At 61.9% G+C, this 24,225-nt stretch carries 25 protein-coding genes; 20 read left to right on the top strand and 5 right to left on the bottom strand.

Translation table 11 applies throughout. From position 1 onward, the window contains the following. Positions 1 to 69 precede the first annotated feature (69 nt). From PAF12_RS01440 to PAF12_RS01430, 3 genes are all read right to left on the bottom strand, one after another. A complete protein-coding gene (locus PAF12_RS01440) occupies positions 70 to 1,929 on the bottom strand; it encodes a heme biosynthesis protein HemY (RefSeq protein ID WP_271108246.1) in 1,860 nt (619 codons plus the stop codon). A 10-nt stretch (positions 1,930 to 1,939) separates the two neighbouring features. After that, complete coding sequence (locus PAF12_RS01435; protein WP_271108245.1) at positions 1,940 to 3,490, bottom strand: COG4223 family protein; 1,551 nt, start codon at positions 3,488 to 3,490, stop codon at positions 1,940 to 1,942. A 111-nt stretch (positions 3,491 to 3,601) separates the two neighbouring features. Continuing rightward, positions 3,602 to 4,240 (bottom strand): uroporphyrinogen-III synthase, encoded by a 639-nt coding sequence (locus PAF12_RS01430; protein WP_271108244.1) that lies wholly within the window; start codon positions 4,238 to 4,240, stop codon positions 3,602 to 3,604. An 85-nt stretch (positions 4,241 to 4,325) separates the two neighbouring features. On the opposite strand from PAF12_RS01430, the gene tsaD reads away from it, so the two are divergent. The 6 genes from tsaD to PAF12_RS01400 are packed head-to-tail and all read left to right on the top strand — an operon-like array spanning position 4,326 to position 7,738. Continuing rightward, positions 4,326 to 5,390 (top strand): tRNA (adenosine(37)-N6)-threonylcarbamoyltransferase complex transferase subunit TsaD, encoded by a 1,065-nt coding sequence (tsaD, locus tag PAF12_RS01425; RefSeq protein WP_271108243.1) that lies wholly within the window; start codon positions 4,326 to 4,328, stop codon positions 5,388 to 5,390. After that, complete coding sequence (locus tag PAF12_RS01420) at positions 5,387 to 5,692, top strand: hypothetical protein (protein WP_271108242.1); 306 nt, start codon at positions 5,387 to 5,389, stop codon at positions 5,690 to 5,692. Before tsaD ends, PAF12_RS01420 begins: the two co-directional genes overlap by 4 nt. Continuing rightward, positions 5,689 to 6,621, top strand: a complete 933-nt coding sequence (locus PAF12_RS01415) for an NAD(P)H-dependent glycerol-3-phosphate dehydrogenase (protein ID WP_271108241.1) — start codon at positions 5,689 to 5,691, stop codon at positions 6,619 to 6,621. Before PAF12_RS01420 ends, PAF12_RS01415 begins: the two co-directional genes overlap by 4 nt. After that, positions 6,618 to 6,893 carry a YciI family protein gene (locus PAF12_RS01410; RefSeq protein WP_271108240.1) on the top strand — a complete coding sequence of 92 codons (276 nt, stop codon included), beginning with the start codon at positions 6,618 to 6,620 and terminating at the stop codon, positions 6,891 to 6,893. The genes PAF12_RS01415 and PAF12_RS01410 overlap by 4 nt, the downstream gene beginning before the upstream one ends. Then, positions 6,893 to 7,309, top strand: a complete 417-nt coding sequence (locus tag PAF12_RS01405) for an EVE domain-containing protein (protein WP_271108239.1) — start codon at positions 6,893 to 6,895, stop codon at positions 7,307 to 7,309. Before PAF12_RS01410 ends, PAF12_RS01405 begins: the two co-directional genes overlap by 1 nt. A 36-nt stretch (positions 7,310 to 7,345) precedes the next feature. After that, the gene (locus PAF12_RS01400) at positions 7,346 to 7,738 is read left to right on the top strand and encodes a DUF1761 domain-containing protein (RefSeq protein WP_271108238.1); all 393 of its coding nucleotides are present in this window, start codon (positions 7,346 to 7,348) and stop codon (positions 7,736 to 7,738) included. 2 nt (positions 7,739 to 7,740) lie between these two features. On the opposite strand, the gene PAF12_RS01395 is transcribed toward PAF12_RS01400, so the two are convergent. Continuing rightward, a complete protein-coding gene (locus PAF12_RS01395) occupies positions 7,741 to 8,412 on the bottom strand; it encodes an HAD-IA family hydrolase (protein ID WP_271108237.1) in 672 nt (223 codons plus the stop codon). Positions 8,413 to 8,520: 108 nt separating this feature from the next. On the opposite strand from PAF12_RS01395, the gene glmU reads away from it, so the two are divergent. The 3 genes from glmU to PAF12_RS01380 all read left to right on the top strand — a co-directional run bounded on the left by glmU (position 8,521) and on the right by PAF12_RS01380 (position 12,974). Next, entirely contained in the window at positions 8,521 to 9,885 is a 1,365-nt protein-coding gene (glmU, locus tag PAF12_RS01390) for a bifunctional UDP-N-acetylglucosamine diphosphorylase/glucosamine-1-phosphate N-acetyltransferase GlmU (protein ID WP_271108236.1), read from the top strand. Further along, positions 9,885 to 11,702 carry a glutamine--fructose-6-phosphate transaminase (isomerizing) gene (glmS, locus tag PAF12_RS01385; RefSeq protein ID WP_271108235.1) on the top strand — a complete coding sequence of 606 codons (1,818 nt, stop codon included), beginning with the start codon at positions 9,885 to 9,887 and terminating at the stop codon, positions 11,700 to 11,702. Before glmU ends, glmS begins: the two co-directional genes overlap by 1 nt. Positions 11,703 to 11,807: 105 nt before the next feature. Beyond that, positions 11,808 to 12,974, top strand: a complete 1,167-nt coding sequence (locus PAF12_RS01380; protein ID WP_271108234.1) for a M20 aminoacylase family protein — start codon at positions 11,808 to 11,810, stop codon at positions 12,972 to 12,974. Between the two features lie 15 nt (positions 12,975 to 12,989). Here PAF12_RS01380 and moaA read toward each other — a convergent pair whose 3' ends face one another. Beyond that, positions 12,990 to 13,994 (bottom strand): GTP 3',8-cyclase MoaA, encoded by a 1,005-nt coding sequence (gene moaA / locus PAF12_RS01375; protein WP_271108233.1) that lies wholly within the window; start codon positions 13,992 to 13,994, stop codon positions 12,990 to 12,992. A 99-nt stretch (positions 13,995 to 14,093) separates the two neighbouring features. Here moaA and PAF12_RS01370 point away from each other — a divergent pair, with 99 nt between their 5' ends. From PAF12_RS01370 to PAF12_RS01320, 11 genes are all read left to right on the top strand, one after another. Beyond that, the gene (locus PAF12_RS01370; RefSeq protein ID WP_271108232.1) at positions 14,094 to 14,645 is read left to right on the top strand and encodes a hypothetical protein; all 552 of its coding nucleotides are present in this window, start codon (positions 14,094 to 14,096) and stop codon (positions 14,643 to 14,645) included. Between the two features lie 352 nt (positions 14,646 to 14,997). Next, a complete protein-coding gene (locus PAF12_RS01365; RefSeq protein ID WP_271108231.1) occupies positions 14,998 to 15,576 on the top strand; it encodes a hypothetical protein in 579 nt (192 codons plus the stop codon). A 37-nt stretch (positions 15,577 to 15,613) separates the two neighbouring features. Next, entirely contained in the window at positions 15,614 to 16,591 is a 978-nt protein-coding gene (locus tag PAF12_RS01360; protein ID WP_271108230.1) for a hypothetical protein, read from the top strand. After that, positions 16,588 to 17,703: a carboxylesterase gene (locus tag PAF12_RS01355; RefSeq protein WP_271108229.1), complete on the top strand. Its 1,116-nt coding sequence runs from the start codon at positions 16,588 to 16,590 to the stop codon at positions 17,701 to 17,703. Before PAF12_RS01360 ends, PAF12_RS01355 begins: the two co-directional genes overlap by 4 nt. Before the next feature lie 244 nt (positions 17,704 to 17,947). Beyond that, complete coding sequence (locus tag PAF12_RS01350) at positions 17,948 to 20,044, top strand: calcium-binding protein (protein ID WP_271108228.1); 2,097 nt, start codon at positions 17,948 to 17,950, stop codon at positions 20,042 to 20,044. Positions 20,045 to 20,444: 400 nt separating this feature from the next. Next, on the top strand, positions 20,445 to 21,677 hold the full coding sequence (locus tag PAF12_RS01345; protein WP_271108227.1) for a site-specific integrase: 1,233 nt from the start codon (positions 20,445 to 20,447) through the stop codon (positions 21,675 to 21,677). Further along, on the top strand, positions 21,677 to 22,102 hold the full coding sequence (locus PAF12_RS01340; RefSeq protein ID WP_271108226.1) for a hypothetical protein: 426 nt from the start codon (positions 21,677 to 21,679) through the stop codon (positions 22,100 to 22,102). Before PAF12_RS01345 ends, PAF12_RS01340 begins: the two co-directional genes overlap by 1 nt. Before the next feature lie 91 nt (positions 22,103 to 22,193). Next, positions 22,194 to 22,385 (top strand): AlpA family transcriptional regulator, encoded by a 192-nt coding sequence (locus PAF12_RS01335; protein WP_271108225.1) that lies wholly within the window; start codon positions 22,194 to 22,196, stop codon positions 22,383 to 22,385. Next, positions 22,382 to 22,780, top strand: a complete 399-nt coding sequence (locus PAF12_RS01330; protein ID WP_271108224.1) for a hypothetical protein — start codon at positions 22,382 to 22,384, stop codon at positions 22,778 to 22,780. The genes PAF12_RS01335 and PAF12_RS01330 overlap by 4 nt, the downstream gene beginning before the upstream one ends. Then, the gene (locus PAF12_RS01325) at positions 22,777 to 22,980 is read left to right on the top strand and encodes a hypothetical protein (RefSeq protein ID WP_271108223.1); all 204 of its coding nucleotides are present in this window, start codon (positions 22,777 to 22,779) and stop codon (positions 22,978 to 22,980) included. The genes PAF12_RS01330 and PAF12_RS01325 overlap by 4 nt, the downstream gene beginning before the upstream one ends. Beyond that, entirely contained in the window at positions 22,977 to 24,119 is a 1,143-nt protein-coding gene (locus PAF12_RS01320) for an AAA family ATPase (protein ID WP_271108222.1), read from the top strand. Before PAF12_RS01325 ends, PAF12_RS01320 begins: the two co-directional genes overlap by 4 nt. Positions 24,120 to 24,225: the final 106 nt, after the last annotated feature.

Genomic DNA, 24,225 nt, shown 5'->3' with positions numbered 1-24,225 from the left:
CGGATAGCAGGTTCCGGCGCGGGGTGAAAGACCCTTTTCGCAACCATGCCCGATGGACCGGGAAAACCGTCAGCGCGACCTTGCGGGCGGGTCCAGCGGTTCCACATCGGGGCGCACCGGATTGCCGCTCGCATCCACTGCCGGGCCGTGGCGCGCTGCTTCCCGGGCGGGGGGCAGGCTGTCATCCTCGGGCAGGTCGACATCGGGGCGAACGGGTTCGGGCGCGGTGATGGGCTGTGTTTGCGCAGGAGATTTCTCCGGCACCGGCTTCATCTTTGCCGAAGCCTGTGCGACCGGTTCCTTCTGCTGTTCGACAGCTTCCGGCTGAGGCGACGCGGCATCCTTCGGCTTGCTGGCCGAGTTGCCGGGCGACGCCTTTTTCGCCTCGCCCCCCTTGGGTTCATCCACGAAATCTGATTCTCGCGGCACCATACCCGGCGCAACATCGGCAACCACGGAACCGGCGGTTTCCTTGGCAGGCTGCGGCGGTTCGGAGACGTCACGGGCATTCTCACCCGGCTCGGCGGTATCTTCCCTGGCCTTCTGCTCTGGCTTGCCGATCAGCAATGGCAGCAATTCCGCCCCGCCTGCCACATTGGTGGAACGCTTCTGCGCCGGCTCACGCCAGCTCAGCGTATCGAACCCGCTGCAGTTTTCGCAGACCGGCGCCCAGTCCTCCATGATGTGTTCGCATTTGTCGCAGACCCATTGCGGTCCACGCGAGGCATTCATGGCCTTGACCAACCACGCCCGGACCGCCGCATCGTCGCCGCCTTCGCCACGCTCGATTGCCGCCATGATTGACAGCGTCCGCGTCGTCGGATGCGTCTCTGCCAGATCGCCAAGCGCACGGCGCGCACCGGGGAAATCTTCATTGGCCAGCAACAACTCGGCCCGCAGAAGCCGGGTTTCCAGATCATCCGGCTTGCGCTTCATCAGCGATTCGAAACGGCGCAGACGCTGCTGCGGGGTCTCGTCCGGCTTGATCTCGGCATAGGCTGCGGCGAGGTCGGGATGCGGACGCACGGACCACGCCTTCTCCAACAGCCGCTCCGCGCCGCGCGTATCCTGCTGCGCCAGTTGCGTGCGGGCTGCAAGCACCACGGCAGGGATCAGGTCGGGCGAGGCTTTCGCAGCGGAGATCGCTGCCTCGCGCGCGGAGACGGAGTTGCCCTTGGACAGCACGTCGCGCGCCTCCTGCAAGGCCAGAACGGCATCGCGGCGGATATGGACATCCTGCGGCAATTCGCCCTGCTTGCGCTTGTCCTTCAAAACGCCGCGCGCGCCCTTCCAGTCGCCTTGCTTGGTCGACAATTCCAGCAGCGTGTTCTGCATATCCGCATTCTTCGGGCGCAGCGCATAGGCCTTCTGCGCCAGTTGCAGCGCGGTATCGGTATCGCCAGCCGCAAGCCGATGCTTCAGCAGCCCGCGCATCCCGACAAAGCGGGTACGGTCATCGTCGAGCATATCGCGATAGCAGGTCTCCGCCTTCGCCTCGTCGCCCGCGACTTCGGCGGCCTGCGCGGAGAGCAGTTTTGTCGCCCGCGTGTCGTCGAGATATTTCGCGGCCCGGTTAGCATGTTCCTGCGCCTGCTTCCCTTCACCCGCGGCAACGGCGAGCAGACCTTGCGACAGCGCCTCAAGACCCTTCTCACGGCGCGAGCGTGCGAAGTAACGGTTGATTGCGGTTTCATCACCCATGATGAAGCGCAGGAACGCCCACAGGATGCCGATCAGCTTGAACATCACCCAAGTGAGCGCCAGCAGCACCAGAAGCGCCACGACGGCCTGAATCGGGCCAAGCGTATATTCGGTCCCGCCAAGGACGATCTGCACGCCCTCGGACGTTGCGGAAAGATGGTTCAGCCCCAGTGCGACCGCCAGAATCACGGCGAAGAACAGAAGGACTTTCAGGAGTGTCAGCAGCATGATTATCCCCTCAGTTCAGCGTCGTGGCGACGTCGTTCAGTGCCGTTTGCGCGGCGATATAGGCTTCAGCCCGGGCTTTCCAATCGGCGATTGCATCCTGCCCGGCGGGAGGCAGCGCCGAAAGCTCGTCAAGCGCGATGGTCAGTTCGCCTTTTGCGACGAACGCGCCAGCGCGCGACAGCACGGCGTCCGGATCGTCACCCTCCCGCGGCTCGACCGAGCGGGCGCCGGTCTGCATCCGAAGGAAGGTGCCAACCGCACCAATCGCGCCGCCCTCACCCGATGTTTCCTCCAGCGAAGCACGAAGCGCCGCGCGTGAGGCCGCGTCATATTCCGTCTGGATCTGGTCAAGCGTCGGCAGATCGCCTACGGCAAGCGGCTCCGGCACGTCGATACCGGCCTCTTCCAGTTGCTGCACGGCTTCCTCGGGCGACCCGCCACGCTCAAGCGCGGCACCGATGGCAGCGACCGAGGCGACGGCCTGTGCCCGCTGGGTTGCGGCATCCGCCTCCGACTGGACGGCGGCGAGTTGTTCCTGCGCCTGCGAGGCGACCGCGTCTATTTCGGCCTTGACCGATTCGGCCCCCGCTGCGAGTTGCCGTATCTGCTCGACATCCTGCGGATTGATCTGCGGGCGGTCGGTCAGTGCCGCGATCTCCTCCCGCTGAGCGGAAAGCTGTTCGCGCAGCGAGTTCAGTTCGGCCATCAGATCGGCAGAAGCCTGCGGCTCCTCGGCAGCGTTTGTTGCCTGCTCGGCGGAAGCCGGACGGTCCGCCAGCGCGGCCTCAAGAGCTGCGATCTTGTCAGCCTGGGCCTGCAAGGCGGCCTGCATCCCGGTCGTCGTATCCGCGCCTTCCGGCATATCCGCGATGATCTGCTGGGCGGCGGCGGTCCCTGCTTCGCTGCCCGCAGTCGTCGCAGCCTCGGTCGCGGCGGCGAGGGTTTCCTCGCGCAGCGTTCCGATTTCAGCCCGTGCTGCCTCTGTTGCAGCCGTGACAGCTTCCGTCGTCAGCGCATCCGCATCAATTTGTTGCGCCTGTTCCCCAGCCGGGGAAGAAAGCTTCGGCAGTGCGTAATAAGCCGCACCCGCCCCAAGTGCTGCCGCGACCACGCCGCCAAGCGCGGTCGGCCAGAAGCCGGTTTTCTTGACCACAGTCGTCTGGCCGGGCTGCTGGGGCGGAGGCAGCGCATCCGCCTTCCGGTCCTGCGCCGCCGGGCTGGTCGAGGTGGACGCAGGCGCCTCCGCCGACGTTGCACTGGCAGCACCCGGCTTGCGCGGCGGCGTCGACGGCACCCGGCTGGCAAGTTCGGTCGCGGTTTCCGCTTTCGCCGCCGTCGCCTTCCGTGCGGCAGGCTTCACATTATCGACGGCCTCGCCGACCAGACCGGATTGGATCGGTTGCGACGGAGGGATGCGCGATACCGTAACGCCCCCGGTCTCGACCTTGGTTGACGGCACGACGGGCGTGGTCGACGCTTGCCTCGTCTCGCCGCCCTTTTCTCTGGACGAATTGGATTTGTCGGATTTGCTGCTTTTACTGGATTTGCCGGACGTGGCCACGTCGCTTCCCCCTAAGAGTTCTCTGGTCGACGGTAGAGCCGGACCACCATGAGGCGCAGTTTAACGACCACCCCTTTCCGCCTCAACCCACGGCAACAGGCTTCGTTCCGACTAAATCACAGCTTCTATGGCTTTGATAACGGATGAACGTTCCGGCTGCGCGGCAATTTTGCGCATGCGGACCGGCCCGGTAAAGGCCCGATCGGCCTGCGCGCTGATGGCAACCGTGGTGATCGGTGCGATCGCAGAAGATGTCTCCGACGACAACAGCTTCGCGGATCGGGGGGAGAAAAGCGGCAGAATGACCCGACGTCGCCCGGACAGAACGTGCTGCGCCGCCTCGTTCAACGGTTGAGCGACCTGATCGTAGACGGCAATTGCCCTGACCGGCAGCGTCATGATCCGATGCTGGCCATGCAGATGCAGCCAGTCCCCGAGCCCCTCCAGCAAAGGCTGCATTCGCTGGGCATCGCCCGGTCCTTCGGTGACCTGAAACCCGGCAGATCGCGCCGCATTTGCCGTCTGCGGACCGACGCAGATCGCCGGACGTCCGCGACCGGGCCCGGCGAACGGGACCGCATTCGCGGAGGTGAAGACGAAGCCCGGTGCAGACAGAACGAGAGCCTCATCGAATTGCAGCGGAACGATTCGCAGGATCGGGGAGATCACGCATTCGGTCCCCGGCAGCAGATCCGCGATCTCGCGCGACTGCGGTTCGGGGCGGGTGAGAAGACAAATTGGGGCGCTCATTGCGGCTCCGCGATCCGGGGGCTATCTGGATAGCTAAATGGATAAAGGGCCGGATGACCAGTTCCGCGCGGCAAAGGACCACAGAATGACGCTCACCTTCCTCGGCATCGAAAGCAGCTGCGACGATACGGCGGCGGCAGTCGTGTGCGGGGACCGGCGCATTCTGTCATCCGTCGTTGCGGGCCAGACGGCACTTCATGCGGATTACGGCGGCGTGGTGCCGGAGATCGCGGCGCGCGCACATGCCGAAAAGCTGGATCTCTGCGTGGAGGCCGCGCTTGGCGAATCCGGGCTGACGCTGCGCGATATTGACGGGATTGCCGTCACAGCCGGTCCGGGGCTGATCGGCGGGGTGATGTCGGGTGTCATGCTGGCCAAGGGACTCGCTGCCGGCGCGGGCCTGCCGCTGGTCGGCGTCAACCATCTGGCGGGCCACGCGCTGACGCCGCGCCTGACCGACGGGATCGGGTATCCCTATCTGATGCTGCTCGTCTCTGGCGGGCATTGTCAATTTTTGCGGGTGGACGGGCCGGACGGGTTCACACGGCTCGGCGGCACCATCGACGACGCACCGGGAGAGGCCTTCGACAAGGTCGCCAAGCTTCTGGGACTGCCCCAGCCCGGCGGCCCTGCGGTCGAGGCGGAGGCGCGGGATGGTGATCCCAAGCGCTTTACCCTCCCCCGCCCGCTGCTGGACCGCGCCGGTTGCGATATGTCGTTTTCCGGGCTGAAAACGGCGGTCCTTCGTGCGCGCGACGATCTGGTCGCTACGCAGGGGGGGCTGACGCATCAGGATCGCGCCGATCTTTGCGCCGGGTTTCAGGCCGCTGTCGCTGACGTGCTGGCAGAAAAGACTCGCCGCGCTCTGTCGGCTCAGCCGGTTCCGGTTCTGGCGGTTGCGGGCGGGGTGGCGGCGAATGGCGCGATCCGGGCGGCTCTGGAGGCCGTGGCGGCGGAGGCGGGCGCGCGTTTTCTGGCGCCACCGTTAAAGCTGTGTACCGACAACGCCGCGATGATCGCGTGGGCGGGGATCGAGGCGTTCCGGCTGGGCCAACGCGACGGCATGGATCTGGCCGCCCGCCCCCGCTGGCCGCTGGATCAGAAGGCCACGCCAATGCTGGGCGCAGGAAAACGGGGTGCCAAGGCATGACGCCGGAAGCAAAAATCCTCGTCATCAATGCGACCATCGTGCTGATCGCATATCTGGGTATCTACCCGTCTATGCCGCAAAAGACCGGCAAGGCCATGGCCCGCAGCGATGCGGTTCTGACCGCGTTGTCGCTTCTGACCGCAGGCACGTTATTCGCGGGCAAGGGCGTGAGTTTCAGCCTGATCCTGTTCAATACCAACTGGTTCGTGTTCAGCTCCGTTACGTTTCTGCTGATCGAAACGCCTTTCCTGATCCGGTTCTGCCGCCGCCACGATATTGACCTGTTTGGAGGTGACGAATGACATCCATCATCGGCGCAGGCGCGTTCGGCTCTGCTCTCGCCGTGGCACTGTCATCGGCTGAGACGGTCACGCTCTGGGCGCGGCGGCTGCCTGAGGGGCGGGAGATGCCGCGCCTTCCGGGGGTGATCCTGCCCGACAGCATCATCCTGACCGATGATCTGGACGCGGCGTTGAGCGATACGGTGATCCTCGCCCTGCCCGCGCAGGCGCTTGGCGGGTTTCTGGATCAGCATGGCGCGGCGCTGGACGGTCGCACGCTGATAAACACGGCGAAGGGGATTGATCTGTCGAGCGGCAAATCGCCCACGACGCTGATCGCGGCCCATTGCCCGAATGCGCGTATCGCCACCCTGACCGGCCCCAGCTTCGCCGCCGATATTGCGCGCGGTCTGCCGACGGCGCTGACGCTGGCCTGCGCGGACAGCGATGTCGAGGCGCTGCAACATGCGCTCTCCAGACCGGCATTGCGGCTCTACCGGACCGATGATCTGCGTGGGGCGGAGCTGGGCGGAGCATTGAAAAATGTCGTCGCCATCGCAGCGGGCGTGGCAATTGGCGCAGGTTTCGGCGATAGCGCGCGTGCCGCCCTGATCACACGGGGTTTCGCCGAGATGACACGGCTCGCCGTCGATCTTGGCGCGCGGGCGGAAACGCTGGCCGGGCTTTCGGGATTGGGCGATCTGGTCCTGACCGCCACCTCCGAGCAGTCGCGGAATTTCCGTTATGGCAAGGCGCTCGGCGCGGCGCAGGAATTCGACGGCTCGATCACGGTGGAGGGGGCCAAGACCGCGCAAGCCGTCAGCCGGATTGCCGCCGAACGCCATATCCCGATGCCGATTGCCGATGCTGTCGCCGCGCTTGCCCAAGGGCGGGCCAGCGTGGCAGAAACCGTTCTGGAACTGTTGCGCCGCCCGCTGAAGGAGGAATGATGCCGCTTTACGCCGTGATCTGCAAAGACAAGGAGGGCGCGCTGCCCGTCCGGCAGGAAAACCGCCCCGCCCATCTCGACTATATCAACGAAACCGGCATCGTCTTCATGGCCGGCCCGCTGCTGGAGGACGGTCAGATGGCCGGATCGCTGGTCATTCTGGACGCCCCCGATCTGGCCGCAGCCAAGGCATGGGCCGCAGCCGACCCCTACGCCAAGGCCGGGCTGTTCGAGAGCGTCAGCATCACCGAGTGGAAAAAGGTGATCGGCTGATGGCGTATTGGCTGTTCAAATCCGAACCGAACGTGTTCGGCTGGGACGACCTCGTCGCCAAGGGCGAGACGGGCGAGGAATGGGACGGGGTGCGCAATTATCAGGCGCGCAACAATATGCGCGAGATGAAGAAGGGCGATCTCGGCGTTCTGTATCACTCCAATATCGGCAAGGAATGCGTCGGTATTGTCGAGGTGGTGGCAGAGGCACATCCCGATTCGACCACAGACGACGCCCGCTGGGAATGCGTCGACATCAAGGCGGTGAAACCGCTGGCCAAGTTTGTTACACTGGACCAAGCCAAGGAAGAGCCTCGGCTGAAGGATATGGTGCTGGTCAATAACTCCCGCCTCTCGGTCCAGCCGGTCAGCGATGCGGAATGGGCCGTGCTGATGGAACTGGGGGGCATGGCGTAGTCAGCGACCACTGTGATCGTCAAAGGTAACGTGTAAATGGATTTGTTCATTATTATTGCTGCCGCTGTGGTTGCGTGGGTTGCGGGTGCGCTTTGGTATATGATGCTGTCCGGGCCCTGGGTCCGGGTCTCGGGCATTCAGGTGGATAATACCGGCAAACCGGTGAACAAATCGCCGCTGCCTTATCTGGTGTCCGGCATCGCGATGGTGGTTGTCGCCGCAGCAATGAACTGGCTGTTCGGGCTGGCTGATGTGGATACGCTGCTTGGCGGGGCGGGCACTGGTTTCGTCATCGGCGCGCTGATCGTGACGCCCTGGGTTCTGATCGACAATTCCTATGTCAGCCGCCCGCTGATGCTGACCGTGATCGACGGCGGATATGCGACGCTTGCCTGTACGCTGATCGGGACAATCCTCGGCGCGACCTGAGATCAGCCCAGCCAGTCGCGGGCCAGCGCCGGCAGATCGTCGAAATGGGCCAGCATGGCATCCGGCTTCAGCCGTGAGATGCCCTGCCCCTCCGGCCCGAAAGCGACCAGAGCGACCCTGACCCCGGCAGCGGCGGCGGTTTTCACGTCAGTCACCGTATCGCCCAGCAGAAAAGACCGCGCCACATCGCCGCCTGCCCGGTGAACCGCCTCACGATAAGGCGAAGGGTCGGGCTTCCGCACCGGCAGCGTATCCGCACCGATCAGGGCAGAAAACGCATCGCGAATACCAAGCTCGCGCAGCAGCTTCTCTGCCAGCCCCTCCGGCTTGTTGGTGCAGACGGTCAGGATATGGCCGTGATCTGCCAGCGCGGTCAGGGCATCCTCGACACCCGGATAAAGCCTTGTATGCACGGCGATTGCATTTTCATATGCGTCAAGCAGCAGCGGGAAATCCTCGTCCTCGGCACCCGGCGGGATCAGCATCGCCGCACTCGCCCGCGCATACCCTGTACGCAGCATCGCCCGACCGCCCGCAAACGCCACCGGCGCATCCGCGACAGGATCCAGACCGTTCAGGCCGCGCCGCGACAGAACCGCATTTGCCGAGGCGATCAGGTCACCAGCCGTATCTGCCAGTGTTCCGTCGAGGTCGAATACAACAGTACCGCGCATTATGTCCCTTTCGTAAAATTTAGTGATGCCACGAAAGCTTGCGGCACGGGTTTGGTAAGGGGTAAACCGCCAGCAAAGAAACAGCAAATAATCGGGCGGGACGCGACATTGCCAGACCAGCCAAATCATGACGTTGCCGTAATCATCCTTGCGGCCGGACAGGGCAGCCGGATGAAATCCGATCTGCCAAAGGTGCTGCACAAGGTCGGCGCGGTGCCGATGGTCGGCCACGCGCTCGCCGCCGCGCGAAGCCTCGACCCGGCCCGGACCATTGTCGTAGCCGGCCATGGCGCGGAGCTGGTGATGCAGGCGGTCGGCAAACTGGACCCGGACGTACAGATTGCCCATCAGGCAGAGCAGCTTGGCACCGGCCACGCCGTCGCACAGGCGCTGCCCATGCTCAGCGATTTCAACGGCAAGGTGATCGTGCTCTACGGCGATACACCGTTCATCAGCGAAGACACGCTGGCGCAGATGATCGCGCATACCGCCGATGTCGTGGTGCTGGGCTTCGAGGCTGCCGATCCCGGTCGATACGGCCGTCTGGTCACGGACGAAAATGGCGATCTGGCGCGGATCGTGGAATTCAAGGATGCCGATGAGGCAACCCGCGCCATCCGCCTGTGCAACTCCGGCGTCATGGCAGCCAGCGCCGGGCTGCTGCGTGAGTTTATCGGTGCGCTCGGCAATGATAACGCATCGGGGGAATATTACCTGACCGACATTCCCGGCCTCGCCCGCGCTGCGGGTCATCGGGCGGCGGTTGTGACCTGCGACGAGGCCGAAACGCTTGGCGTGAACAGCCGCGTGGAACTCGCGCAGGCGGAGGCGATCTTTCAGGCGCGCCGACGGGCGGAGATGCTGGCGGACGGGATCACGCTGACCGCGCCCGACACCGTCTGGTTCGCATTGGACACCCATGTAGGCCGCGACGCCGTCATCGGCCCGAACGTCATCTTCGGACCCGGAGTGACCATCGAAAGCGGTGCCGAAGTGCTCGGCTTCTGTCATCTGGAAGGCTGCCACATCTCAAGCGGCGCGACGGTCGGGCCGTTCGCCCGCCTGCGTCCGGGCGCAGAGCTTGGCGGCAACGTCCATGTCGGCAACTTCGTGGAGGTCAAGAACAGCGTCCTCGACGAGGGGGTGAAGGTCGGTCATCTGACCTATCTTGGCGACGCGCATATCGGTGAGCACAGCAATATCGGCGCGGGCACGATCACCTGCAACTATGACGGCGTGATGAAGCATCGCACGGAGATCGGGGCAAATGCCTTTATCGGCTCCGACACGATGCTGGTCGCGCCGGTGAGTGTCGGGGATGGCGCAATGACCGGCTCCGGCTCCGTCATCACGATGGATGTGCCCGCCGATGCGCTCGGCCTCGGACGGGCGCGGCAGGCGAACAAGCCGGGACTGGCGAAGCGGATCATGCAGGCGCTTCGTGAGCAGAAAAAGAGCAGGGGAAAACACTGATGTGCGGCATTATCGGAATTCTCGGCAACCATCAGGTCGCGCCGCAACTGGTCGAGGCCCTGAAGCGGCTGGAATATCGCGGCTATGACAGTGCCGGGGTGGCGACGATTGACGCGGACGGCACGCTGGACCGGCGCCGCGCGGTCGGCAAGCTCATCAACCTGTCCGACCGGCTGGTGAATGAACCGCTGTCGGGGCAATCCGGGATCGGCCATACCCGCTGGGCCACCCACGGCGCCGCGACGGAGGGCAATGCACACCCGCACCGGCACGGCAAGGTCGCGGTCGTCCATAACGGCATTATCGAGAATTTCCGGGAATTGCGCGAAGAGCTGAGCGCCTGCGGTTTCGCGCCCGAGACGGAGACCGATACCGAAACCGTCGCCCTGCTGACCGCGCGCCATCTGGCGGAAGGCATGTCCCCGGTGGAGGCGGCGCGCGCGACGCTCGCCCGGCTGCACGGAGCATTTGCGCTCGCGTTTCTGTTCGACGGCGAAGGCGATCTGATGATTGCCGCGCGCAAGGGCAGCCCGCTGGCCATCGGTCATGGCGAGGGGGAGATGTTTGTCGGCTCCGACGCAATCGCGCTCGCCCCGTTTACCGACAGGATCACCTATCTTGAAGATGGCGATCACGCCGTCCTGACCCGGCAATCGGTCGAGATCTACGACGCGTCAGGCAATCTCGCCAACCGCGATGCGGCAAAGATCGATGTCGGCGCAACGGCCATCGACAAGGGCGGCTACCGGCATTTCATGGCCAAGGAAATCGCCCAACAGCCTTCGGTTCTGGGCGATGTGCTGAACCACTACATAAAGGATGGCCGCATCGTTCTGCCCGATGAGGTCAATTTCGCGGGTGTCGACCGGCTGACACTGGTCGGTTGCGGCACGGCCTATCTGGCCGGTTTCGTTGCGAAATACTGGTTCGAGAAGCTGGCGGGCCTTCCCTGCGATCTCGATGTCGCCTCCGAGTTCCGGTATCGCGAGCCGCCGCTTTCGGCGAAAAGCTGGGGCGTGTTCATCAGCCAGTCCGGCGAAACCGCCGACACGCTAGCGGCGCTGCATTATTCGCGCGAGAAGGTCGCCAAGACCATCGGCGTGGTCAATGTCGGCACCTCCGCCATCGCCCGCGACACCGACATCGCCCTGCCGACGCTGGCCGGGATCGAGGTTTGCGTGGCGTCGTCGAAAGCCTTCACCTGCCAGCTTGCGGTTCTGGCCGTGCTGGCGCTGAAGGCGGCGAAGGACCGTGGCGTCATCGACGATGCGGGGCTGGCCGCGCATCTGGGCGATCTGCGCTCCATCCCGGCGCTGGTGAATCAGGCGCTTGGCACGGCGGATGAATGCGAGCGGTTGGCGGGCTGGTTGTCGGAAACCGATGATGTGCTGTTCCTGGGGCGCGGTCCGCTCTATCCCGTCGCCCTCGAAGGTGCGCTCAAATTGAAAGAGCTGAGCTATATTCATGCGGAAGGCTATGCCTCGGGCGAGTTGAAACACGGACCGATTGCACTCATCGACCAGCATATGCCCGTGGTCGTCGTCGCTCCGCGCGATGCTCTGTTCGAAAAGACCATCTCCAATATGCAGGAGGTCATGGCCCGGCACGGTCAGGTGCTTCTGGTCTCCGACGCCGCAGGGATCGAGGAAAGCGGCGACGGGATCCGTGCGGGTCTGACCATGCCCAGCGGGGGCGGCATCTTCCAGCCCATCGTATATGCGGTGCCGATGCAGTATCTGGCCTACTACACGGCGGTCGCCAAAGGCACGGATGTCGATCAGCCGCGCAACCTCGCCAAATCGGTGACGGTGGAATAGCGCCCCCGTCCCGGCGGCGCATCGTCCGAATTCACGCCGGACAACCGTCACAGCGGTTGCTTTGTCCTCCCGACCGCGCCAATGCTGTCGGGAAAGGAGAACCCCATGCCGATCAAGAACCGCTTTGCCGAGATGCTGCCGGAGATCACAGCGTGGCGGCATGATTTCCACGCCCATCCCGAACTGGATTATGACGTTCACCGGACTGCGGGCCGGGTGGTGGAATTGCTGAAGGAATTCGGCGTGGATGAGATCACCGAGGGCGTCGGCAAAACCGGGGTCGTCGCGGTCATTCGGGGCCGCAAGACCGGCAGCGGCAGGGTCATCGGGCTGCGCGCCGACATGGACGCGCTGCCGATTGAGGAGAGAACCGGCGTCGACTACGCCTCGAAAACGCCGGGGAAGATGCATGCCTGCGGCCATGACGGTCATACCTCCATGCTGCTCGGGGCGGCGAAATATCTGGCGGAGACGCGGAATTTCGACGGCACTGCCGTGCTGATCTTTCAACCTGCCGAGGAAGGCGGCGGCGGCGGTCGCGCAATGATCGAGGACGGGCTGGCGGATCGGTGGAATATTCAGGAATTCTACGGCATGCATAATATGCCCGGCATCCCGGTCGGCCAATTCGCGATCCGCGAGGGCAGCATCATGGCGGCGGCGGATGAATTCCAGATCATCGTCACCGGCAAGGGCGGGCATGCCGCGAAGCCGAATGACTGCATCGACAGCCTGCTGGTCGCCTCGCAGATCATCGTCGCGATGCAATCCATCGTCGCGCGCAATGTCGATCCGCTGAAAAGCGGCGTCGTCTCCTGCTGCGTGGTGGAGACGGACTCGACCGCCCATAACGTCATCCCGCAGGTGGTGAAGATCCGTGGCACGGCGCGCAGTCTGGACCCGGCAGTCCGCAACATGCAGGCGGAAGCCATTCAGCGGATCGCTGAAAATACGGCGGCCGCTTTCGGCGCGCGCGCAGAGGTTGATTATCGCTTTGGCTATCCGGTCACGGTCAACAATGCCGATGCGACACAGCATGCGATTGAAGTCGCGCAACGTGTTGCAGGGAAGGTCGATACCGATTGCCCGCCGATGATGGCCGGGGAGGATTTCAGCTATATGCTGAACACCCGCCCCGGTGCTTATATCTTCCTTGGCAATGGCGACACGGCGATGCTGCACCACCCGGAGTTCAATTTCAGCGACGAGGCGATCCCCTTCGGCGCGAGCTGGCTTGCGGAGATGATCGAGACACGGATGCCCGCCGGATAGGCTGGCGGGCGGCGTTCAGCCGCCCGTGTGGCTCATATGCCGGGTCATTTGTCCGGCAATGCTCTGTCGGGAATAGTCGAAATCATGGCCTTTCGGCTTGCGGGCGATCGCGGCCCGGATCGCATCCGTCAGCAGCGCATCATCCGGCGAAGCGCGCAGCGGCGCGCGCAGATCAGCCCGATCCTCCTGTCCGAGGCACATGAACAACTCGCCGGTGCAGGTAACGCGGACCCGGTTGCAGCTTTCACAGAAATTATGCGTGAGCGGGGTGATGAAGCCGATCTTCTGATCGCTCTGTGCAACCCGGACATAGCGCGCCGGCCCGCCCGTCCGTTCGGCCAGATCGATCAGCGTGTAGCGTTCCGCCAGCCGCGCGCGCAGATCCGATAGCGGCCAGTATTGATCCAGCCGATCCTCGCCGCCGATATCGCCCATAGGCATGACCTCGATAAAGGTCAGGTCATGCCCCTCTGCCGCGCACCAATCAGTGAGCGTGAAAAGCTCATCTTCGTTGAACCCCTTCAGGGCGACGGCATTGATCTTGACCCGCAGCCCTGCAGCCTTCGCAGCCGCAATCCCCTCCATCACCTGCGGCAATCGGCCCCAGCGTGTGATCTCGGCAAATTTGGCCTCGTCGAGCGTATCAAGCGAGACATTCACGCGCCGCACCCCGATCGCCGCCAGATCAGCGGCAAACCGCCCAAGCTGGCTGCCATTGGTGGTCAGTGTCAACTCATCCAGCCCGTCCCCCAGATGGCGCGAAATGGAGCGGAAGAAATGCATGATGTCGCGCCGGACCAGAGGTTCGCCCCCGGTGATCCGCAGCTTACGCACGCCAAGGCCAATGAACGCCGTGCAAAGACGGTCCAACTCCTCCAGCGACAGCAGGTCGCGCTTGGGGAGGAACTGCATATGCTCGGCCATGCAATAGGTGCAGCGAAAATCGCAGCGATCCGTCACCGACACCCGCAAATAGGTGATCGGGCGGGCAAAAGGGTCAATGAGCGGCGCGGTTTGCATATGTTGAAGTTAATGAGAGGCGGGCATTCCTTCAAGCGCAAGCATTGCACGTCCCGTTGACCCCGGCTAGCTTGCCCGAGATCGGAATTGGAGCCGCATATGAACAGAAACATAGCCGCCATGCTGTGTCTGTCCGCCTTTGGACTGAGTGCCTGCGGCAAGGGCGCGGACAGCATCGTGTCCCGAAGCGAGGCTGAGGCGCTGCAAAGCGGCGAAGCGGTCACCGTGACCGCAACCACAGCCCCTGCTGGCGCTTACGTTGAACCTGCATCCACACCCGTCACCGTGACCACACAGACCCAGTCCGCCGGGGCGATGCTAACCGGCGGCGGACAAAGTGTCGCAGCACTCGACACGACTTCCGCTGAGGAGAAAGCCGCCGCGACCGCACCGGCGACCGGCGGGGGACGGCTGGGCACGACGGTCGCCTCGCTCGGCGATGCGACGGAGGGCGGTTTCTGGATCAAGACCCCGCTTGTCAGCGCCCCCGCCAAGGGCCGCGTCGTCAATCCGGCGAACGGCAAGTCGGTCAATCTCGACCTGCAACCGCTGAGCGGCGGCGGTGCAGGCAGCCAGATATCACTCGCGGCAATGCAAACGCTGGGTGTTTCCATTACGGACCTGCCGGAGGTCGAAGTCTGGCAGAACTGACATTCGGTCGGTTATCGATTTAGCGGAGTTTGCCGCGCCTTGCGCGAGACCGCCGCACAGACAAAGGCCGCGCGACCGGGCGGACAATCCAGTCCCGGCACACGGCGTCGCGGTCGCAACGTAATACCGTCGGAAAGCGACCGACAACCGGATCGATGGCCACAAATCTCCGGTGCCGTCTCGCGATAGTTTGCGGCTGAGCGAGGATCGTGGCGGCGCGTTGTGCCGCGCCTTGATCGCGTCATGCAAGTGTTTCGCATATCGCCTAGTCTTTCCGAATGTCTGCTATGAAAATAGCATATGTTGATAGGTGGATTTTGGTAAAGCAGCGATTATGGGCGATTTCTTTTTAATGATTGCAGAGGCATTCAGCCTCGGGCTGTCGGCGGCTTCTTTCGACGTCGATACGTTCCGCGCCGCAGGCTCGACGCCCGAGCTACGCCGGTTGACGCTCATAATGGTGTTCTTTGCCGGGGTGTCTCGCGCGCTCGGCTCCGCCGCCATTCTTGCCCTGAACCGCGTGCCCGGACGGCGACAATTGCCGGTTTACCTGTCCGAGGGACTGGTATTCGTCGGCACAGCGCTGGTGCTGGCCGCCTGCGCCGTGGTGGCCGACCGTATCTTCCTCAATGACAGGATTTCGGATGAACGGTTGTTCTGGATCGTGGCCCTCGCCCACGCACCTTTCCTGTTCGGCATCCTCGTTCTGATGCCCTATTTCGGTGAGGGCATTGAGAGAATGCTGCGGCTCTGGTCAACGATCCTGATCTTCTATGCCCTGCATAAAGGGCTGGCGATGCCGGTCCATGCCGCCCTGATCGTGGCATTCGCCGGTTGGTTTACTCATTTCCTGTTTGCAGCAACGCTCGGGCGACCGCTGGCCGGTCTGGTCAATGCGATCCGGCGCTTTGCGGCGGGAAGACCGATATGAGCGCAAATGACGGCAAAGCGCTGCGCGCGGTAACCCTATGATCCCGCTTATCGCCGGTGCGCTTTCGATCATTTTGGTCGCGATTGCGGTGACATTCCTGCTGTCGCCGCTGGAGACGCTGCAATTTGCGCGATATGGCGAACTCCCCGATATCGCACCGAACCCGGATGGCGACACCACGGCGGAACAGGGCGTCGATGTCTTTATCGTCTTTGTTTCCGGCATCGGCTCAATCTCGGGGGAGGCGCTTTTGGAGGCGGAGTCGCGCTTCCTCGACCGTCTTGCTGCCAGATTGCCGAATGCGCGGATCGTGCGGGATGTCTTTCCCTACGCGCCGTCCGGACGACCGCTGCTGACCGGGCAAAGGTTCTTTTCATGGTTCTGGCGCGTGGTCGGCAAACGAAGGGCTGCCGGCGGCTCGATGCTCGCAGCGACGCTGAATATCCGCAACCTGTATCAGGTGCTGGTCTCGGCGGATCATCGCTATGGTCCCCTTTATAGCCACAGCATTGCCCATATCGCCTCTGACCGGCTCGGGGCTGCGGGTTATCCGTTTGGAAGCGGCATGCCAGTCATCCTTCTCGGGTCCAGCGGGGGCGGTCAGATCGCCGTCGGCGCGGTGCCATATCTTCGGGAAATCACCCGGGGACCAGTGTCTGTCCTCGCCTTCGGCGGCGTGATGTCGGCTGATCCCGGCATTGCCGATGCGGAAGAGCTGATTTCGATCTACGGCGACAAGGATTCCGTCTACCGCCTGGGCCGGTTCGTCTTTCCCGGACGCTGGGCGTCTTCCATCGGATCAAGCTGGAATCAGGCAATCACCGGTAACCGCCTTCGGGAGGTCAGCCTGCCGGATATCGTTCATTCCGGCGCAGGCGGCTATCTCGACCCGTCGGAATGGCAACACAGCATGTCGCGGCTGGATGAGACCGTCAGTGAAATTGCCAACGCCGTCGAGGAAATGCTGTCTTCGGACAAAGCCGCAGCACATTCGCAAAAGGAAATATCTTCATGAGCGTCACGCAGAAAGTCCTCGTCGGATTTGCATTGCTTCTTGCGGTTTTCGGCGTCGCTCTGGTGTTGTTGGCCTGGGCGACCTCCTGGCCGGTTGCACTCGCCCTATGTACCGGCGCAATCGCTGTGCTGCTGGCAGGCGCGCTGCTGATGCCGATCCGGACCAAATCGCTCGTATCCGCGCCGGCCCCCTGTCGCGATTTCAACGAGAGTATGTCGCGCATCGAAAACGAGCTTGCACAAACCGCAGATCGTTTGAACCCGCTCTGCCACCCCTATGTGCTGCATCACGGCAAAAGCACGGACATGTCGTTCGTCCTGATACACGGCATATCTAGCTGCCCTCAGGCCTTCGTGGATTTTGCCCCGCTTCTGCACGCACGGGGGCATAATGTGCTGGTGGCGCGAATGCCCCGCAACGGCCACAAGGACAGGGCCACCGACGCGCTTGACGATCTGACAGCCGGGCAACTGGCGCGGTTCGGCGACCAGACCGTCGATATCGCAGCCGGACTTGGCGCGCGTGTGATCGTTTGCGGGATATCAGCGGGCGGCACCGTCTCCGCCTGGGTTTCCCAGAACCGGGGTGATGTCGACCGCGCTGTCATGCTCGCGCCGTTCCTTGGACTGCCGGGGATCGGTATGCGCCTCAATATGCTCGCCATGAAGATCATGCTGATCCTGCCACCCATTTCCGTCTGGAAAGACCCGCTGCTGCGCGAGAAATTCGAGGGCATGCCACACGCCTATAAGCGGCAATCGACACGCGGCACCGCAGAAGTCCTCCGCCTCGGCTTCGCGGCACGCAAGATCGCCGAAAAGGGAAGCTGCGTCGTGCAAAACGTAACGCTGGTCACAAACGACAACGACAAGGCGATCAACAATAGCATGGCCGAGAGCTTCGCTGATCTGAGCGCTGGCTCCGGTGCCAACGTCGCCCGCTACCGCATTCCGGAGAAGCTTGGCTTGGGACATGAGATCGTTGATCCGCTTGAGCCGGGATCGAACCCTGATGCCGTCTATCCGATCCTTCTGGACCTGCTGGAGGGCGGCAATCCTGCGGGTTCGAGCGATTCTGTGGGCCCTCAGGCGATCCAGAACGCAACTATCTGAGAGACCGCTTATCGGGCGATCAGATGACTTTCGCTTTGCCCTTCGCCGTCTTCGAGACGCGATCTATCTCGAGATGTGAAATCGAAGACCCCGAAACTAATTAAAAATTCTGGAAGCTAATAAAAATTATTTTGGCGGAACCCTAAGCACATAAGTTACCTAAATAACCACATTTAAAATCTTGCAGGCATATTTTACATATCCCCGAGGGTAGTGCGCGCATAACGAGTAGGTTTATATAAGAATGGCATTCAACGTAATCACCAATAGCAGCCATCTTGGGGAGCGCCTTGAGGGCGGCCAGTATTCGGCTGACTGGATCGACGGTCTGGGTGGGAACGACACCATTGTCGGTCACGACGGGGCTGACTTTCTGATCGGCAATACCGGCGACGACCAGATCTTCGCGGGCGAGAATGACAGCGATCTCGACATCGTATCTGGCGGCGACGGCAATGATACCGCTTATGGCGGCGGCGGCGGCGATCTGATGGATGGCGGCGCGGGCAGCGACTATATGGGCGGCGGCACCGGCAACGACCTGATGTTCGGTGAAAGCGGCGTGCGCAGCTTCGATCCCTATGCCGAGAAGATCAGCCAATATACCGGCAATACCGGCACTCAGGGGCCACTGGCGAGCTGGCTGGGCCTGCTCGATCATGTCGGCATCGATGACAACTACCTGAACTCTTTCCGTCAGGAAGAATCGGGCAATGACACGATGTGGGGCAATAGCGGCCGGGACATGATTTTCGGCGGCTGGGGCGACGACCTTATCGGCGGCGGTTATGGCAGCGACCTGCTGGTCGGCAACCGCGACAATGACACGATTTATGGTTACCAGGGCAAGGATGTCGTTCTGGGCGGCGACGAAGACGACCTGCTCTTCGGTGGTGCCGGCAACGATGTCATCGACGGCGACGAGACCCCGCGCAAGGGCAAGCTTTACAACATCGACGATAAGAATGTCGCGCCGGGCAACACCGAAGCCCCGCATCTGCTGGTTGATTATCTGGATGGTCTCCAGTGGGTGTCGAATGATGACAACCATAACGGCGATGACGAAATCTACGGCGGCGACGGCGATGACTGGATCCACGGCCGCGCTGGCGCCGACACCATCTGGGGTGGCACCGGCAACGATACGCTGCGTCCGGGCGATGACAATGAGACCGACACGCTTGGCTTCATCAAGGGCCACGGCAACGACACCATCATCGGCTTCGACGCTGGCGAATGGTCCGAAGGCGGCAATCGCGACTGGGAGAGCCGCGAAGACCTGATCGACCTCAGCACGGCGAATTACGGCGGCGAGTTCCAGGACGCTGTCGACGAGGGGGCGATCAAATTTGTCTATAACGTCCCGGGCTATGCCGCTGCCGGTGGTTATGTTGTCATCGACACCGAAAAGCTGGGTCTGGAAAAAGACGACGACAAGTCCGGCGCGAATGACGAGTTCATCACCGTCTTTTTCGAATCCAACCAGGACTTCGCCGCATTCAACGCCGACAATATCGCGCTGAACGGCGAGCAATGGGTCAACATCACCTCCAATTGGCAGTGGCTGGAAGGGGGCGGCAAGGGAACAGGACCAGAGCCCGAACCGGCAGACGTGGTTTTGAATGACGACAGCTTCGTAATGTTGGACGAGGGTGGCGCTGAAGAAGAAATTGTATCGGTCACCTATAATGTTCTCGCAAACGACAGCAGCGACAATGGCATTCTTGAACTGAGCTCAATCAGTGTTCGTGTTGGTAATGACAACGTAAAACTGGACTTAGGCACCGTACAGACAGTTACGACAGCCGATGGACGTGATGTTCAGGTTCTTGCCCAAGCAAATGGCGACATCACCGTCAGTACGGAACAGTCTAACATCAACGAGCTTCAGACGGACCAGGATGACTATTTCAACTTCAGTTATCAGGTAACGGCTGGCGGCGCAGCGGTAACAGATACCGCAGAAGGAACCTTCACAATCAAAGGTCAGAGTTTTCAGACTACCCGTATGGACGGCACCAATATTACCGTGGGAACAGTTGACGACTCGTTCCGCGGTGAAGTTCAAGATATGGTGTTTGCTGGCCTCCGCATTGAAGATCGTGACGGCCTTGATACGATCAGGATTACTTCGGTGGAACCCGATCCGCTGTCCGCACCACATGAGTTTTCTTTGAATCCTGTCACTGGCGCATTCTACTTTGACGCCGCCGCCACATACACGGGAGTAGAGATATACGCCGGCTTTACTATCGAAATCTCGGATTATGACGATAGCGAACTGACACCAATTGGCGGTCTAGATATTGCTATCCTCGTAGATCCGGAATTGATAATTTAACTGATACCCGGAAGATGCGCGCATTCATCTGATCATATCCGCCGAACAGAGCGTTGTTGATCTTCATAAGGTCACGGAGAAGCCGCCAGAGATGGCGGCTTTTCGGTCATAGAGTACGTTTTGATCGACGCCCCAGATGGCGTTTTCAGCTATTGTTAGAAAAATCTAGCTCAGATGCCCATCTTCATGGTGCCGGCAGAGGGAATCGAACCCCCGACCTTCTGATTACAAATCGGATTTTGCGGACAATCAACGCAAAACAATGAAAAACGATCTGCACGCGAAATCACCTTTAATTTCAGCATTTATTGACAATATGGACCCTCACAGTCTAACACTGGGGAACGGGGGCTAAACGCTATTCTGTTCCCCAGACTGTTCCCCAGAGGGCCATCTGACTATGAAATTGAATGCAGCAATCGTTGACAAGATGCAGCCGGGCGACAGGCGGCAGGAAGTGCCTGACAGCCTCTGCACCGGGCTTTACCTCGTGGTGCAGCCGACCGGAAAAAAGGGTTGGCAGGTCCGATACCGACACGGCGGCACCCATCGCCGCATGACCCTAGGCGCATATCCGGTCATCTCACTGGCTGACGCGCGTCAACGGGCAAGGAACGCGCTTGCGGCGGCATCCGAAGGGCGCGACCCAGCCGAGGAAGTCAGGGCAGCGAAAGCACCCAAACCCGAGGTTGACCGCGATAAGATTAAGAACCTGATCGGCCAGTTTGACCAGCGGCACCTTTCTAAGCTGCGGACAGGCAAGGCGGTGCGGCAGGCGCTTGATAATCATGTCCTGCCGATCTGGGGCGACCGCAATGTTCAGAGCATCGGACGCCGCGACGTGCTCGACCTGCTGGACGCAATCATTGATCGGGGCCACGCAACGACCGCCGTGCGCATCCGGGCCTATCTGTCGAAGTTTTTCGGCTGGTGTGTTGAGCGCGAGATTATCGAGATTGCACCTACCGCAGGCGTGAAGCCGCCGGTAAAGCCATCCAGCCGGGACAGAGTGCTTTCAGACGACGAAATCCGCTGGTTCTGGACCGCCTGCGATGCCGAGGGCTTTCCTTGGGGGCCGCTTGGCAAGGCTCTGCTGTTGACCGGCCAGCGGTTGAACGAGGCGGCGCAAATCACCGATGGCGAGATCAGGGGCGATCTGTGGCACCTGTCTGCGGATCGGACAAAGAACGGGCGGGCGCATGACGTGCCGCTGTCCGGGGCGGTATGCAGCGTTCTGGCGGGCGTCGATCGCATTGCAGGCAAGCAGGGCTATATTTTCACCACGACCGGCTCTTCGCCTGTGAGCGGCTTCTACAAGGCGAGGGCGAAACTGGCAGAGGCGATGGAAATGGCGGCGGCAGAGGATCGGGGCGAGCCTGTCGAAATTCCCCGCTGGACCTTTCATGACCTGCGCCGCACCTGCGCAACAGGCATGGCCCGGCTTGGCATCCCGGTGCGCGTGACCGAAGCCGTTCTGAACCACATCAGCGGGACGGGCGGCGGTATCGTCGCTGTTTATCAGCGCCACGACTATGCCGACGAAAAGCGGGCCGCTCTGGACGCATGGGCGCGGTTTGTGATGCAGCTTGTCGAGGGCGGGGCTAATAACGTGGTGCGGATCGGGGGGCGGTGATGGATTTTGAAAATCTTGGTTTCGACGCTGGACCTTCACCCGCTGCCGCTGCTGCCAGGCATGGAGATTTTTCGGAATTGGCGGATCGCGTAGAGCGGGGGCGATGGCTTTCAGGCGAAGAGCGGGAGGTGATCGCAAAAATTCTTCGCGGTGAAATTACACGGGCGAAAGGTCGCCCGAAATCAAAAGACAAATCTCGATTAGATAGCGCAATGAACTTTGTTTTGTTGCAGTCGGTTCTAAATGGATTCGACCCTTCGGGAACTGATGCGTTGGCGAGCATGTTAGAGGAAAAATTTGATGTAAGCCGCACAACGGCGGTAAATCAGATTGTGAAATGGCGCGGCAGTGTCAGCTTTAAGATCGCAGAAATTGCACTGCTATCAGGGGCGCTTGGCGACACCGACGACAGCGAGGTCAGCTAAATACCCTATTTAGCTGACCGGGATTCTTTTGCGCGGCAACGGATTATGTGAATATTGGGAGGCCTAACGCTCATTAGCGAAAGGCACCCTGATGGAACGGAAACTGATTCCCGCCGCAACTGTCCGCGAACTGTGCGGCGGCATTTCGGATATGTCGCTGTGGCGCTGGCTGCATGACCCGGAACTGAACTTCCCGAAGCCGATCTATATCGCCCGTCGCCGTTACTGGCGCGAGGCCGATATGTCCGCTTGGCTGGACGCTCAGGCGGAGGTGGCGGCGTGACCCACAAGTCGTTCTCCAAGCTGATGGAGCGCAATCACCTGAGCGTTGTCCGCGCGATGGGATGTGTTCTGACGCTGGCAACGCCTGATGCGTGGCAGCGGCTTGTTCCGATCCTGTCCGCCAGCCTGACCGAAGACGAACGCGCCCTGATGGCGCTGGCGGCGTTAAAATCGCTGCCTGACGAAACCGTCGCGGCGGTTGTGGATGCGATGCAGGAACAGCCTGCCGGTCAGCCTATCCCGCCCCTGATGGGCTATATGGACGAGGCCAGCTTCTGGGCCGATCTGGCGTGTCGTGAGGAACTGAAAGCCTACGCGCTGGCCTGCTACACGCGACTGACACCTGCGGATCAACGCGCCTTCCTTGAGTTTGTGCAGGGGAGGGCAGCGGCATGAGCGCGAACGCAGTGCATAATCTCTGGATCAGCCGCCAAGTCGGCCCCTTCGTCGTAGACTTCTATCCCGATCAAGAAGGCGAAGGCGTGACGCTCTACATCTGGAAGAACGAGTATCGCAATACCGGGTATTCGGTCGAGTGCAAGAACGCGGATCAGGTCCGCGCCGTGGTTGCCGAGGTGGAGGCGGTCGCAGCATGAATGTCTTCAACGCATATGGACAACACGACGCCGCGCATATGGCCGATCTGGGCTATCAGCGCGACATGGGCGGGCCGTCCGAGGAAGGGCGGAAATCCCAATTCTACAGCGCCGCCGATCTGGAAGGCCGTCCGGTTCCGTCCCGTCAGTGGTTGGTTCACAACATGATCCCGATGAAGACCGTTACGCTTTTTAGCGGCGATGGCGGCACCGGCAAGTCGCTGCTGGCCTTGCAGCTGGCGGTCAGCGCCGCGACCGGGAAATCATGGCTGAACGAGGGTGTGGAAAAGAAACGCGCTCTGTTCCTGTCTGCCGAGGATGACGACGACGAACTTCACATCCGGCTGGCGTCGATCTGCCGGACAATGGGTCTGCGCTTTGCCGATCTGGATCGGCTGACGATCCGGTCACTGGCGGGCGAGGACGCGCTTCTGGCTGTCGAGTCGAAGATCAAGCTGACACAATCGGCGCTGTTCAATGAGATCGAGGCACGGGCCAAGGATGAACAGCCGTCGCTGATCGTGCTGGACACATTGGCTGATATGTTCCCGGCCAATGAGAATGACCGGGCAGCAGTGCGCCAGTTCATCGGCATTCTGCGCGGCCTTGCTCAGCGCCAGAAATGCGCGGTTGTGTTGCTGTCGCATCCGTCGCTTACGGGCCTTTCCAGCGGCACAGGCACGAGCGGCAGCACGGCTTGGAATAACTCTGTCCGATCCCGCCTGTATCTCGAACGGATCATACAGGACGGATACGAGGCCGATCCCGACAAGCGCATCCTGCATACCAAAAAGAACAACTATGGCCGCATCGGTGGCGAGATCAGCCTGACATGGCGCGAGGGCGTCTTCACCCGCGACAGCGAGCCGCAAGGGCTGGACCGACTGGCAGCGAATGCCAAGGCCGAACGTGTCTTCCTGCATCTGCTGCGCGAGGTCACGTTGCAGGGCCGCAAGGTCAACGCAGCGGGTGGCCTGAACTACGCGCCGAAGGTCTTCGCAGAACACCCCGACAGTGAGGGCTGCACCAAGAAGGCGCTGCGTTCTGCGATGGAGAAACTGCTGACCGACAGCAAGGTCAAAGTGGCACATGGCGGCTCACCCTCACGGCCCGTCACATGGTTGGAGGCAGCCGAATGACGCACCTTCACCCCCCTTTCATCCCCCCCTTCACCCCCCCTTCATCCCCCCATCTGTCACACACCCCTTATACCCCTACGTGTGTGACGCACATATGCGCGTCCAC

It is taken from the genome of Paracoccus sp. SCSIO 75233 (assembly GCF_027912675.1).
Taxonomy (GTDB): Bacteria; Pseudomonadota; Alphaproteobacteria; order Rhodobacterales; family Rhodobacteraceae; genus Paracoccus.
The sequence above is the reverse complement of the archived record's forward strand: the minus strand, read 5'-3'. Positions and strand labels throughout refer to the sequence as shown.